The sequence below is a fragment of the Bradyrhizobium sp. CCBAU 51753 genome (genome assembly GCF_015291565.1).
Taxonomy (GTDB): domain Bacteria; phylum Pseudomonadota; class Alphaproteobacteria; order Rhizobiales; family Xanthobacteraceae; genus Bradyrhizobium; species Bradyrhizobium ivorense.
The window spans coordinates 4914568-4927421 of record NZ_CP030037.1; the positions used below are offsets into that span (position 1 = coordinate 4914568).

Sequence of the window (12854 nt, forward strand, 5' to 3'; positions counted from 1 at the left end):
GGGAAACGGCATGAAGCAACCGTGCGTCTACATCGTCGCCAACAAGCGTCACGGGACCATCTACACTGGTGTCACGTCCGATCCGCCGAAACGTGCGTTTGAACATCGAGAGGGATTGGTAAAGGGCTTCTCGGCGAAATACGGCTGCAAGCTACTGGTCTGGTACGAGTTGCACGACACGATGTATGAAGCAATTTCGCGCGAGAAGCAGCTCAAGGCGGGAAGCCGGGCGAAGAAGATCGCGCTCATCGAGGCCCTAAACCCCGACTGGAACGACCTCTACGACACGCTGATCTAGCCGTTCCCGGCCCCTTCCCCACCCGTCATTGCGAGCGCAGCGAAGCAATCCATCGCTCCGCAGATGCGGGACCATGGATTGCTTCGTCGCTATCGCTCCTCGCAATGACGGGGGAGAGAGCGCCGCGCTACTCCACCTTCTCGCCTTGCCTTTGTGCAGGCCCCTTCCCCACCGTCATTGCGAGCGCAGCGAAGCAATCCATCGTTCCGCATATGTGGGATCATGGACTGCTTCGTCGCTTCGCTCCTCGCAATGACGGGGATAGCGCGCCGCCCCTACTCCACCTTCGCCGGCGCCGCGGCCGGTTGCAGCGAGGCCTGGCTGGCGATGCGGGCGGCGTTGGCGACGCCGGCGAGCGCTGCGGCGCGCTTCTGGTCGGCGGCGCCGGGCTGCACCACGCCGGCCGACATGATCAGAGTGGCGGCATCCTCGGTGCTCATCTCGATCTCGATGATCTTGCTCTTCGGCACGTAGAAGAAGAAGCCGGTGGTCGGGTTCGGCGCGCACGGCAGGAACACCGAGATGTGCTCCTCCGCGCCGGGCAGGCTGGCGGCAAGCTCCGCGCTCGGCGCCTGCGAGATCAGCACGATCGACCACATCCCCGGCGAGGGAAATTCGACGAGGCCGACGCGGCGAAAGCTCGAGCCGTTGCCGGAGAACAGCGTCTCGAACACCTGCTTCAGGCCGCGATAGATCGCGCGCACCGCCGGGATCCGCCCGAGCAACCGCTCGCCGAGATCGACCAAGGTGCGGCCGATCAGATTGGCGGTGAGGAAGCCGAGCAGAGTCAGCGCAATCACGGCGACGATCAGGCCGGAACCGGGCAGTCCGAACGGCAGATAGGTTTCCGGCCGGTACGCGGTCGGCACGAACGGCCGCACCAGATTGTCGACCCAGTTCACGAACCACCAGGTCAGATACAGCGTGATCGCGACCGGCCCGGCCACCACGAGGCCAGTCAGGAAATAGTTGCGAAACCGGGCCATCAGCCCGCGCGGGGCGTCGGGGGGCAGTTCACCTGACGAGACGGGAGGCACTTGGTTGGACGTCATTGCGGTTCCAGGTCGTCGACGCGGCCGTCCTCACCAGCATGATCCGGAAAAGTGCGCCGCGGATTCCAAAAAGATCATGCTAAACAACGGGCTAGCGCACGATGATAATCCTGTCCCGAACCACCGCGCGCACCCCTCAGCTAAGCCATCCTAGCAGGTTTTTGAAGGGCCGCGTGACGGCGTCACTTGCGACTATTCGACCGTGACCGATTTCGCCAGGTTCCTCGGCTGGTCGACGTCGGTGCCCATCACCACGGCGGTATGATAGGCGAGCAGTTGCACCGGCACGGCATAGACCATCGGCGCAAAGGTCGCGCCCATGTCCGGCATCACGATCGTCACCAGCGACTGGATGGTCGCCTCCGCCGCGCCCTTGGCGTCGGTCATCAGGATGATCTTGCCGCCGCGCGCGGCGACCTCCTGCATGTTGGAGACGGTCTTCTCGAACACCTTGTCGTAGGGCGCGATCACCACGACCGGCATGTGTTCGTCGATCAGCGCGATCGGCCCGTGCTTGAGCTCGCCGGCAGCGTAGCCCTCGGCGTGGATGTAGGAGATTTCCTTCAGCTTCAGCGCGCCCTCCAGCGCCAGCGGATAGCTGGTGCCGCGGCCGAGATAGAGCACGTCGCGCGACTTCGAGATCTCGCGCGCCAGCTTCTCGATATGGGGCTCGGTGGTGAGCGCCTCCGACATCAGCCGCGGAATCTCAACCAGCGAATGCACCAGCTTGGCCTCGTCGGCATCGGACAGCTCGCCCCGCGCCTTGCCGGCGGCGACCGCGAGCGAGGCCAGTACCATCAGCTGGCAGGTGAACGCCTTGGTCGAGGCGACGCCGATCTCGGGACCGGCCAAGGTCGGCAGCACCACCTCGCTCTCGCGTGCGATCGTCGAGGTCGGCACGTTGACGACCGAGAGCGTGTGCGCGCCCTGCGCCTTGGCATAGCGCAGCGCCGCCAGCGTGTCGGCGGTCTCGCCGGACTGCGAGATGAAGACGGCGAGATCGCCCTTGCGCAGCGGCGCCTCGCGGTAGCGGAACTCGGAGGCGACATCGAGCTCGACCGGCAGCCGCGCCAGCCGCTCCAGCCAATACTTGGCAACGAAGCCGGCATAGCTCGCGGTGCCGCAGGCGGTGATCGAGATGCGCTGGATGTTCTTGAAGTCGAACGGCAGCTTGACCGGCATGGTGACGCGCTCGGTCGCCATGTCGACGTAGCGGGCGAGCGTGTGCCCGACCACTTCCGGCTGCTCGTGGATTTCCTTCGCCATGAAGTGACGGTAGTTGGCCTTGTCGACCAGCGCGGTCGCCGTCAGGTGCTTGACCGCCTCGCGGTGGACGATGGCGTTGTCCTTGTCGAAGATGGTGGCGCCGTTGCGGTTCAGCACCACCCAGTCGCCGTCCTCGAGATAGCTGATCGTGTCGGTGAACGGCCCGAGCGCGATCGCATCCGAGCCGAGATACATCTCGCCGTCGCCATGGCCGATCGCCAGCGGCGGGCCGTTGCGGGCGCCGATCATCAGATCGTCCTCGCCCTCGAAGATGAAGCCGAGGGCGAACGCGCCGCGGAGCTGCGACAGCACCGCCCGCACCGCCTCGACCGGTTTGACGCCGCCCTTCAGCAGATTGTCGACGAGGTGCACCACGACCTCGGTGTCGGTCTCGGTCGCGAACACCGTGCCCTTGGCCTCGAGACCCTCGCGCAGCTCGCGGAAATTCTCGATGATGCCGTTATGCACCACGGCGACGCGCTCGGTGGCGTGCGGATGCGCATTGTTCTCGGTCGGCTTGCCGTGGGTGGCCCAGCGGGTATGGCCGATGCCGGTATGGCCGCCGAGCGGTTTTGCCTCGAGCCGGGCCTCCAGATTCTTCAGCTTGCCCTCGGCGCGGCGGCGCGCCAGCGCCCCGTTCTCCAGCGTGGCGACCCCGGCGGAATCATAGCCGCGATATTCGAGCCGCTTTAGCGAATCCACCAATTGCTCCGCGACCGGAGCGCGTCCAAGAATGCCGACGATGCCGCACATGCGGTTCAATGTCCCCAAATCGCCGAAAATTTGCCAACGCGGCGACACGGTCCCTTAACGGGAATCGCCGGCCGCAAGATACTCAATAATTATTGCGGATTGCGACAGTCTTAAGCGGCGATATCGATGCGAAAGGCTGGTTAACTCGGGCTAACCATTTCGGCGAAACTACGTCAAGATGGCCGCTCAAGCACGGCCGCCAACCAGAAGGCGAGCGCGAACAACAGCCCGATTGCCGCGCACTGAATCACGACCACGCTCCAGCGACTGCCTGACGATGCGCGGACAAGCAGCACCAGTCCGCCGTCGTGCGAAGCTGCCTGCCGATCACAAACTAAAGAAGATGAGCAGCGCCGCGGCGACCCAGACCGGCGAAAGCCCGAGCAGCATCGAAAACCAGAAACTCAGCTCTCTCAGCGCGCTAGACTGCCCGTTCATTGCCGTCCTCCCCGTGCGAGCCGGCACCGTGCTCGCATGGGGGAGTTCCGGCATTAACCCAGTTGAATCCGCCAGGCTGAAGCTCTCGACTCGTCACCCGGCGCATCATTGGAACCTTCAGCCCATTCCGATAGCAGCAAACACCGGACACGCGATGTAGATCGCCGCAAGGCTGAGGCCGGCAATCCGCGCCTCGCCTCGCCAATCCATCTGTTGCATTCCCAATTCCTGCATTCCCAAGCCGTGCGGCGAGCCTCTCCGGATCGCCCGCCGCTGCGGCGTCAGTCGATTTCCTGGACGACCGTGCGGGTGCCGGGATCGACCAGCATGACGCGCTCGCCGGAGTAGACGTAGCGATATCTGGTCAGCGACGGACCCCAATCGGCCGGCACAGCCTCAAGCTCGACCTCGCTCGGCACGGTCGCTCCAACCACGATCTTCTCCCGCGTTTGAACCGGACGGACCTTGTGCTCGGTGATGTAGCTATGGATCCGCGTGCGGTACTGCGGCTCGATCTGCACGGTGGTGGCGTGGCCGGTGCCAGTCGTAGGCGCGATTGTCGTCGTCTGGGCAAACGCTCCCGTCGACACCAGCAGCGCGGTCGCCGACATCAGCAACAACTTCTTCATGATCATTCTCCTCCTTGCCGCCCATGCGGCCTATCGAGAACCATTAAAAGACGGCAATGTTCCTGACGCAGTCACTGCTTTGCCAGAGCGCTGCATCGTCCAGCGCCCGATCGCGGACAGCAGCATGCGCCGCTGCCGCAAGGCCCATCAGCACGCACAAGTGCAGCGCATGCTGAGCGAGAGACGTCATCAGCAGTCTGGCAATCGTCTCGGCGCCAAGCTCAGTGCCGAGGCAAACAATAGGCCCCGGTGAAGGGGCCTATGCTTTAGTACTTGAACTCCTGCATCGCCTTCAGTTGATCCTTGGTGGCGTCCACCGTGCCGCGGTCGGGATACCACTGCTTCGATCCCGAACTCGTCGAGCCGGTGGTGGTCTTGCCGGATTCGTTCGCGAAGTGGATCTTGTCCATCGGCATCAGCACGTCGTGCTCACCCATGCCGAGGAAGCCGCCGACGCCGACGACCACGCCGGCCACCTTGCCGGACGCATCCAGGATCACGTCGCTGACGTCGCCAATCTTCTCGTTCTGCTTGTTGTAGATGTTGACGCCGACCAGCTTCGACGCGCGCCATTGGCCTGAAGCCGAGACCGGCGCTGCAGCCGTCGACGGCGACGTCTGGGTGCTGGTCTGAGCAACAGCCATCGGCGACGCCAAGGTGCAGGCCAGAATTGCTGCGGGAATAAATCGCATTGTCCTCTCCTCCATTGTGGGCTGTGAAACCGAAAGCGAAGGGCAATTGTTCCTAACGGCGATGGCGGGCTCGAAATTTCAGCACCGGCGAATCATTCGCGATGGATCGATCGCTCGCGGATTGATCGCTCAGGGAATGCTCTCCCAAGCAATGCTCACTCAGGCAATCTTCACTTGCCCAATTCCTTGCGGACGCTGGCAGCCGCGTTGCCGACCTTGTCGACAGCGCGCTGCAACTCATCGCGCGTCACCCCGAGTTCATGGGTCCAGTACTTGACCTCGTAATCCTCCTGCATGTTGATTTTCGATCGGTCCGGCTGCACTGGTTTGGTAAGGTGGTCGGACATTCACGCCTCCAGGTACGAGCGCGCGGCTCCTGCTCCAAGTTCGCAGGCATACCGCGCGCCCTCAGGCGATCATCCGATCGCCCTGTGAAAACGTCGCGCGATGCTAGTCGTTCCTGCGAGGAACAACGAGGACGGCTCTTCTTTCTTACGTTTTGCGGAGAAGCAGAAGCCAATGCCCAGATTCCATTTTGAGATCGTCAACGGCTACACCATCGAAGATCCCCTCGGCATCGAACTTCCAACGGAGGACCAGGCAAGGGCCATCGCGCACCAGATCGCCGAGCAAATCCGCACCGACGTGGCCGACGACACATTATGCGCCGTTGTCGTGAAAACGGATTCGGGCAAAGCGATTTACACGGCCTCCATTCGCAGGGGCCCTTGAAGTCACCTCGGCGGCCGCAACCCGGGCTGCCCGCGCCAAATCTTGGACCGATCGCCGGGATTAGGAACGCTCGCGGACACTGCCCGTTGCTTCGCGACACCGAACCAGGAGACGCCTCATGGGCTTTTTTTACTCAAGACATCAAGACACTCAATGATCTCTTCGTGCACACCCTACGCGACATCTACTACGCCGAGCAGCAGATCGCGAAGAACCTGCCCGACATGATCGAGAAGGCGACCGACAGCTCGCTGAAGAAGGGTTTTGAAACCCATCTCGCCGAGACCAGGAACCAGATCGTTCGGCCGAGAAGGTCTTCAAGATGCATGGCGTCGACGCCACGGGGGTCGATTGCCCGGCCATCGACGGCATTCTTGAGGAGGCCAGCGACGTCGCGGGTGACGTCGCCGACAAGAAGGTGCTGGATGCCGCCTTGATCGCGGCCGCACAGGCGGTCGAGCACTATGAGATCACGCGCTACGGCACGCTGATCGCATGGGCCAACATGCTTGGCCGCAGCGACTGCGCCTCGGTCCTGCAGCAGAATCTCGACGAGGAAAAGGCGACCGATCAGAAGCTCAACGCGATGGCGCTGCGGGGCGTCAATCAGAAGGCGGCTTGAGTTCATCACGGGCCGGCAAGAGAAAGTCGTCCGCAGCGATGCGGACGACCTTCTGGTGATGGGGATGGCGCCTCCGCCAGAAAATAACACAGGTGAACAAGCAACCAATCTCCTGCGCAGTGCTTATTGCTAATGCAGCCTGCCCTTGAGGTCCATTTGGTGCGCGTGAGGACCGACGACGGAGACGTCGAATTTTGGCTGGCCGCCACGTCGATCGATGAGGCCCTCGACCGCGTGCTGGACGTTATCCCGGAAGGCTGGGCCGTCAGCCTGGATCCCCGTCAAATCGACCCCGAGCAAATTGCGGCGCTCAACATGACCATCGGCGAAATCCGCCGGTATCAGCCTGGCTGATCGTCGCGCGCAACAGTTTGGATTGCAGCATTGCCATCCGGATCGCAGTCGTGCACCCGGCCCGCGCGCGGAGGCCGGACCTGGGCCTTCTGCACCCCAACGATTCACACAGATCAATGACGAGCGTTCAGCCTTGGCGTCTAAGTGAGCGCAAGGTTTGCGCTACATGGCGATTCCGTTGAGCAGCAACGATTGCTCCTTTTCCAAGGTAAGCCCACGCCTCAGGAACGAGCAGAAATCCAAGCCGTTGCAGCTATTGGTGCAACCCGCAACACATAGGCCAGGCAACTCGTAGAGATGCGATGTACAAAGAATCGATCATGGACGAGCTGAGGCAAATTGAAATCGACGTGGTCGAGGGCGAGAGGCGGCTGGCAGAGAAAGAAGCGCTCCTGATTGAATTGAAGCAGCGGAATGAAGACACCCGCAGGGTGGAAGCCGAACTTGACGTGATGCGCAGAAGTCAGCTCGACCGGGAGCAGAACCGCCAACGCCTGCTCTCGCTGCTCCATCCCTAGACACGCGCTGGCCGGAGGAACTCAGCACCGAGCCCGGAAGTTGTCCGAGGCCAGAGCCGTCCACGCAACAATATGGGAGATTCAAGGTGCGAGCTGAATTGGCGGCCATATGCCTTGCCCTCTCGTTCGATTTGGCCGCAGCGCAGCCAACGGGAGATATCAAAGCGCCAGATGGTCGCTCAGCGCCCGAAGAAAAAGGTCAGCTACAACCGCAGGGCTGGACCGGACCGATCGACACCGGTTCCGGCGGCGCGCCGCCGGAAAGCCCCCAGGGGCAAAGTCCCCCTCGGATGCAGCCGGCGCCAGACGGGTCGACAAAAACGACGGTCGAGCCGCCAAAGTAGCGGTCGGCCAGTGTTGTTGCGCAACGTTGGGGCCGCGATCTCGTTCACATTCGAGATCGGTGGTTGTGGGTCAAGGTTTTCCGCCAGGACGACGCCGTGTCTGCTGCGCCGAGATGACCGACCCAAGGACAGCGCTTCACTTCCCCTTCGCCGCCTTCTCCTTCAGCTTGGCCGTGCGGTAACGCGCGGCGCCGCCTTCGCGGGTGGTTTGCTGGCTGCGCTCGACGGCCATCGCGTCGTCGGGGACGTCCTTGGTGATCACCGAGCCGGAACCGATATAGGCGCCCTTGCCAACCGACACAGGCGCGACCAGCGAGGTGTTGGTGCCGATGAAGGCGCCCTCGCCGATCAGGGTCTTGTGCTTGAGGAAGCCATCATAGTTGCAGGTGATGGTGCCGGCGCCGAGATTGGCACTGGCGCCGACATGGGCATCACCGACATAAGACAGATGATTGACCTTGGCACCGGCCTCGATCACGGCCGCCTTGGTCTCGACGAAATTGCCAATCTTCGCCCCCTCGCCGAGCGAACTGCCGGGCCGCATCCGCGCGTAGGGACCGACCAGCGCCTTCTTGCCGATCTTCGACTGGATGATGTGCGTGAACGAATGGATCACGGCGCCGTCGTCGATGGTGACGCCGGGGCCGATCACCACGAACGGCTCGATGGTAACGTCCTTGCCGAACTTGGTGTCGGCGGAGAGATAGACGGTGTCGGGCGCGATCAAGGTCACGCCGGCCTCGAGCGCCGCCTTGCGCAGCCGCGCCTGCATCACGGCCTCGGCCTCGGCGAGCTGCGCCTTGGTGTTGATGCCGCGCACTTCGTCTTCGCTGGTTTCAATCACGACGGCCTCCAGTCCCAATTCCCTGACAATGCTCACCGCGTCGGTGAGGTAATATTCGCCCTTGGCGTTGGCGTTGCCGATCTTCTCGATGATCGCCAGCGCTCTTTTGCCGTCGAACGCCATCACGCCGGCATTGCACAGCGTGATCTTGCGCTCCTCAGCGCTGGCGTCGGCCTGCTCGCGGATCGCAACCAGTCTGCCGTTCTCGACCACCAGCCGGCCATAGCCGGTCGGGTCGGCGGCGTGGAAGCCGAGCACGGCAAGCGCCGCGCCCTGGCGCAGCGGCGCGCGCATGCGGGCAAAGGTCTCGGCCGAAATCAGCGGCGTGTCGCCGAATGCGACCAGCAGATCGTCGGCGCCGCGGGCAAGCGCCTCGCGCGCCGCCAGCACGGCATGCGCGGTGCCGAGCCGCTCGCGCTGGACGAAGGTCTGGGCGTCGGGCCGCACCCGGCGTGCCTCGGCCGCGACCGCCTCGTGGTCGGGCCCGATCACGACCGCAAGCTGCGATCCCTCGCCGGCGTCGGTGGCATCGAGCACATGCGACAGCAGCGACTGCTGCGCCACCGGATGCAGCACCTTCGGCAGCGCCGAGCGCATCCGCGTGCCCTCGCCGGCCGCAAGCACCACCGTCAGGCTCGATCGTGCAGTCATGCAAGTCCTCAACGTCACGCGCAGCATTCTGCGCAAAGCTTTCATCGAGGCCGTCTTTAATTGTTTTCCCCGGCAGAAGAAACCGATTCGCCGCCTTTGCCGCCCGGATTCAGGTTCCCCGCCTATTTCCTGTTAATCTTTACCCTGTGATTCGGCGGGCCTTGAGGAGGGCCGAGCGGGCTTTGGCCAAAGATCCCGACAACCTTGCGGCGGCTTTCGACACCGAAGGCAGCGGCGGCCTGCTGGCCGAGGAGGATGCGCTCGACCGCCGCCTGCTGTGGCGGCTCGGATCGTGGGGCTTGGCTGCGGTCGGCGCGATCGTGATTGCCGTGATGGCCAACCAATCGTCGCTGACGCTGAAGCGCGACCAGCTCGCGGTCGCCGACATGGCCCAGCAGACCCAGCAGCTGCGGGCTCTGAGCAAAGAGAGCCACAGCGAGGCGCGGCGGCTCGCCTCCGCCATCGATACGCTGAGCGGCGACCGCGATCGGCTTTACGCACGCGTGACCACGCTGGAGCAGAATCTGGATTCCGTCACCGGCGCGATCGCCAGGCAGGCGACGGCGCCCGCACCGCCGCCTTCGACTGCGGCAACCGCACCCGGCGCACCGCCCGCCCCCGCTCATCTGCCGCCGGCGCAGCCGACAGCACCGGTCCCGGCGGTCGCACCGGTCGCGACCATTCAGCCCGACAAGCCAACTGCCGCCGAGAAGACGGTGATGCCGGCCGACAGCAAGCCGGCCGTACCGGCCGACAGACCGCAGGCCGCGCTGGAGAAACCCGCGGACAAAGCGCCTGCGCCGGCCGGCAAGACACCGCCTGCCGCCGACGCACCGGCGGCGGCCGCTGACAATCCGGCATCGCCTGCTCCGATCGCGATGAGCCCGGCAAGCGCGGCCGTGGAGCCGCGCGACAGGAAGCCCACGGCGGCGCCGCTGGTCGCCGAGAAGTCGGTTATCGGAGCTCCCGATCCGGCCGCCGGCAAACCGCTCGAGCTGGTGAAGCCGCCGGCCGCCGACCACGTCACCGCCGAGCCGCTTCCGGTGGTGATGGCGGATCCGGATTCCCAGGCCGACGACGACAGCGAGGCGCCGAAGGCAAAGATCCAGCACACCGAGTTCGGGGTCGATCTCGGCACCGCGAATTCGGTCAATGGGCTACGCGCGCTGTGGCGCGGCCTGTTGAAGTCGAAAGCCAACGCGCCGCTGGCGGCGCTGCGGCCGATCATCGTGATCAAGGAAAATACCAACGGGCTCGGCATGCAGCTGCGCCTGGTGGCCGGGCCGCTGAACGATGCCGGCACCGCGGCAAAGATCTGCGCCACCCTGAGCCTGAACCAGCGGACCTGCGAGACCGCGATCTATGACGGCCAGCGCCTCAGCCTGAACGACCCGCCTGCAGCCCGGCCCGCGCCGGCGCACCGGCGGGTGGCGCCGAGGCGTGCTGTGGCGCCACCACCGCCTCCGCCGCCGGTTGCCGAGGAGAAGAGGCCGGAGCCGACGACGTTCTCCTCGATGTTCCGCCGCAACAGCCAATGAATCATGCACGGCAACGCATTGCGGCCAAATTCTCAACCGATTTCGCTGCTTGTTGCTATGTCTTGTCCGACACCCCGATCCCGACCATAGTGGCGCGATGACAAAACCTCCGTTCCGTCTCTCCCCCTACCAGGTCCAGTTTTTGATGGTGATCAGCTTCGTCACCATCGGCTATGCGCTTTATCTGCGCTATCTCGGCATCGAGTTCTCGCCGACAGCGCTGGCCTGCGACGCCGGCATGCAGACCATGATCTGCAAGGCGCGCGCGCTTTCGACCGTGCTGTTCAAGAACTCGGTGTTCGGGATCACCGCGCTGGTGATCGCGGTGCTGAATTTGATGCGGCCGTCGATCGTGCTGTTGACCGGCGGGCTGATCGCCGCCGCCCTCGGCATCGTACTCTATAACGTTATCCTGTCGGGGCTTGCGATCGGACTGTTCATCCTGGGATTTGCGCGGCCCGCCCCCGCCACAGCGTAGCCGCCAGCAGCAGGTACATCGCGCAGGTCCAATCCGACTGCCAGTTGATGGTGCCCTCGTTGTACAGCATGTAGGCCGCAGCGATCGTCAGCAGCCCGGCGAACACCGATTCGGCGAGCGGGCGGACGCCCTCCTTCGGACGGTTGAGCATGGTCAGCAGCGCAAACGGCACTACCGCCATGGTCAGCGACGCATAGGGGAAATCGCGGTAGCGCGGATCGAAGGTGAAGCCGAGCGCGGTCTCGGCGGCAATCACGGTGGTCACCACGAGGGCGAGCGCCAAGAGCGCCATCAGCGCGCCCTTGCCGCGGTAGTCGCGCGGCCCGATCAGCTCCAAAAAGGTCGGCAGCGAGCGCCCGGCGATCAGCGCATGCGCCGACAGCAAGGGCGCGGCAATCGCCGCGGCCAGCAGCACGCCCCAATGCACCCAGCCGGCGGCGCCGTAGCTCTCATAGGCCATCTTGTCGGCGGCAATGCCCACGAGAGCGCCCGCCGTCGTCGCCGATATCGCGACCGCGATCCAGGCCGACGGCCGCGGCGTCCACGGCCGCCGCCGCAGCGTCAGCCAGGCCGCGAGGAAGGTGGCGACGCTGAGCGCCATGCCGCAGCCCATGTACAGCTTCCAGGCCGGATAGTTGCTGATCGCCACCCCCGGCGGATACTTGACCTGCCGATGCACCGAATCGAACAGGCCCCAAAAGCCGCCGACGGTGCCCTCGAGCATGCGCTTCCAGGGCTGGTCGTAGGCCTCGATCAGGTTGACGCGAAAACCCTCGCGCCGGGCGAGATCGAGTATCTCGGAGACCACCCGCGCCTGGTTGGCGCGCGACGGCAGCGCGCCTTCGCGCATCCGCCCGGTGCTCGGCCAGCCGGTCTCGCCGATCAGGATCTCCTTGGCCGGGAACGTGACCGCCATCCGCTTGCGGATGTCATCGACATGCGCCGCGGCGTACTTCGCCTTGATCGGCACGTCCTCCCAATACGGCAGGATATGAATGGTGACGAAATCGACCGCGTCATAGATCTCGCGGTTCTTCAGCCAGTATTCCCAGACATCGGCATAGGTCACCGGCACGCTGGCCTGCGCCTTCACGGCGCGGATGTTGGCGGCGAGGTCGGCGGTGGTCATCTCGCCGCGCAGCAGCACCTCGTTGCCGACGATCAGCGAGGTGATGACGGCCGGATATTCCTTGGACAGCCGTACCGCGATGCCGATCTGCTGCAGATTCTTGAAGCGGTTGCTGCCGAGCCAGATGCCCTGCATCACCTTCAGCCCGAGCTTGGCGGCCACGCCCGGCACCTGGTCGAGGCCGTTCTCGATCGAATAGGTGCGCACGCAGTCGGTGATCTTGGCGAGATCGGTGAGGTCCTGCTCGATCTGCTCGACCGGAATCTGCGTGGTGGGATCGAGCGGCGTCTGCGCGCCGCGGAACGGCGTGTACGACACGCATTGCAGCTTCGCGTTGGGATCGATCGGGGCGCGCGCAAGCGTGATCGGCGTGGCAAGCCACCACCACACGGCTGCAATCACGGAGAGCGAGATCAGAAGAAGCGCCAGCGGCGTACGAAGCGAAATCGGTTCCATCCTCCGGGGGACCGTCGACTTAGCCGGTCACAGCCCGTCTGCCAAGTGCGGGATTAGGTC

The 12854-nt window shown here is 64.4% G+C and carries 14 protein-coding genes and 1 pseudogene; 8 read left to right on the forward strand and 7 right to left on the reverse strand.

Features of this window, described 5'->3' with window-relative positions; genetic code table 11:
• Positions 1-10 precede the first annotated feature (10 nt).
• A complete protein-coding gene (locus XH93_RS22170; protein WP_194469145.1) occupies positions 11-298 on the forward strand; it encodes a GIY-YIG nuclease family protein in 288 nt (95 codons plus the stop codon).
• 275 nt (positions 299-573) lie between these two features.
• On the opposite strand, the gene XH93_RS22175 is transcribed toward XH93_RS22170, so the two are convergent.
• The 3 genes from XH93_RS22175 to XH93_RS22185 all read right to left on the reverse strand — a co-directional run bounded on the left by XH93_RS22175 (position 574) and on the right by XH93_RS22185 (position 4436).
• Positions 574-1350, reverse strand: a complete 777-nt coding sequence (locus XH93_RS22175; RefSeq protein ID WP_139483498.1) for a DUF502 domain-containing protein — start codon at positions 1348-1350, stop codon at positions 574-576.
• 192 nt (positions 1351-1542) lie between these two features.
• Positions 1543-3369, reverse strand: coding sequence for a glutamine--fructose-6-phosphate transaminase (isomerizing) (gene glmS / locus XH93_RS22180; protein ID WP_194469146.1), 1827 nt, complete (start codon positions 3367-3369; stop codon positions 1543-1545).
• A gap of 719 nt (positions 3370-4088) precedes the next feature.
• Positions 4089-4436, reverse strand: coding sequence for a DUF1236 domain-containing protein (locus tag XH93_RS22185; protein ID WP_194469147.1), 348 nt, complete (start codon positions 4434-4436; stop codon positions 4089-4091).
• Here XH93_RS22185 and XH93_RS22190 point away from each other — a divergent pair.
• Positions 4435-4689, forward strand: coding sequence for a hypothetical protein (locus tag XH93_RS22190; RefSeq protein WP_194469148.1), 255 nt, complete (start codon positions 4435-4437; stop codon positions 4687-4689). The two genes, XH93_RS22185 and XH93_RS22190, sit on opposite strands and share 2 nt — an antisense overlap.
• Positions 4690-4702: 13 nt before the next feature.
• On the opposite strand, the gene XH93_RS22195 is transcribed toward XH93_RS22190, so the two are convergent.
• Both XH93_RS22195 and XH93_RS22200 read right to left on the reverse strand, forming a co-directional pair.
• Entirely contained in the window at positions 4703-5128 is a 426-nt protein-coding gene (locus XH93_RS22195; RefSeq protein ID WP_194469149.1) for a PRC-barrel domain-containing protein, read from the reverse strand.
• Positions 5129-5298: 170 nt separating this feature from the next.
• Positions 5299-5475: a DUF3606 domain-containing protein gene (locus XH93_RS22200; RefSeq protein ID WP_194469150.1), complete on the reverse strand. Its 177-nt coding sequence runs from the start codon at positions 5473-5475 to the stop codon at positions 5299-5301.
• 172 nt (positions 5476-5647) lie between these two features.
• On the opposite strand from XH93_RS22200, the gene XH93_RS22205 reads away from it, so the two are divergent.
• The 4 genes and pseudogenes from XH93_RS22205 to XH93_RS22220 all read left to right on the forward strand — a co-directional run bounded on the left by XH93_RS22205 (position 5648) and on the right by XH93_RS22220 (position 7354).
• Positions 5648-5860 carry a hypothetical protein gene (locus XH93_RS22205; RefSeq protein ID WP_194469151.1) on the forward strand — a complete coding sequence of 71 codons (213 nt, stop codon included), beginning with the start codon at positions 5648-5650 and terminating at the stop codon, positions 5858-5860.
• Between the two features lie 86 nt (positions 5861-5946).
• A pseudogene (locus tag XH93_RS22210) lies at positions 5947-6482 on the forward strand (ferritin-like domain-containing protein).
• A 132-nt stretch (positions 6483-6614) separates the two neighbouring features.
• The gene (locus tag XH93_RS22215) at positions 6615-6836 is read left to right on the forward strand and encodes a hypothetical protein (RefSeq protein ID WP_194469152.1); all 222 of its coding nucleotides are present in this window, start codon (positions 6615-6617) and stop codon (positions 6834-6836) included.
• 302 nt (positions 6837-7138) lie between these two features.
• Positions 7139-7354 (forward strand): hypothetical protein, encoded by a 216-nt coding sequence (locus tag XH93_RS22220; protein ID WP_139862351.1) that lies wholly within the window; start codon positions 7139-7141, stop codon positions 7352-7354.
• Between the two features lie 480 nt (positions 7355-7834).
• Here XH93_RS22220 and glmU read toward each other — a convergent pair whose 3' ends face one another.
• Positions 7835-9193: a bifunctional UDP-N-acetylglucosamine diphosphorylase/glucosamine-1-phosphate N-acetyltransferase GlmU gene (gene glmU / locus XH93_RS22225; RefSeq protein ID WP_194469153.1), complete on the reverse strand. Its 1359-nt coding sequence runs from the start codon at positions 9191-9193 to the stop codon at positions 7835-7837.
• Between the two features lie 182 nt (positions 9194-9375).
• On the opposite strand from glmU, the gene XH93_RS22230 reads away from it, so the two are divergent.
• Both XH93_RS22230 and XH93_RS22235 read left to right on the forward strand, forming a co-directional pair.
• Complete coding sequence (locus tag XH93_RS22230; RefSeq protein ID WP_194469154.1) at positions 9376-10731, forward strand: hypothetical protein; 1356 nt, start codon at positions 9376-9378, stop codon at positions 10729-10731.
• 97 nt (positions 10732-10828) lie between these two features.
• Positions 10829-11209, forward strand: a complete 381-nt coding sequence (locus XH93_RS22235) for a hypothetical protein (protein WP_194469155.1) — start codon at positions 10829-10831, stop codon at positions 11207-11209.
• Here the strand turns inward: XH93_RS22235 and XH93_RS22240 are convergent.
• Positions 11169-12794 carry a beta-(1-6) glucans synthase gene (locus XH93_RS22240; RefSeq protein ID WP_194469156.1) on the reverse strand — a complete coding sequence of 542 codons (1626 nt, stop codon included), beginning with the start codon at positions 12792-12794 and terminating at the stop codon, positions 11169-11171. The two genes, XH93_RS22235 and XH93_RS22240, sit on opposite strands and share 41 nt — an antisense overlap.
• Between the last annotated feature and the right edge of the window lie 60 nt (positions 12795-12854).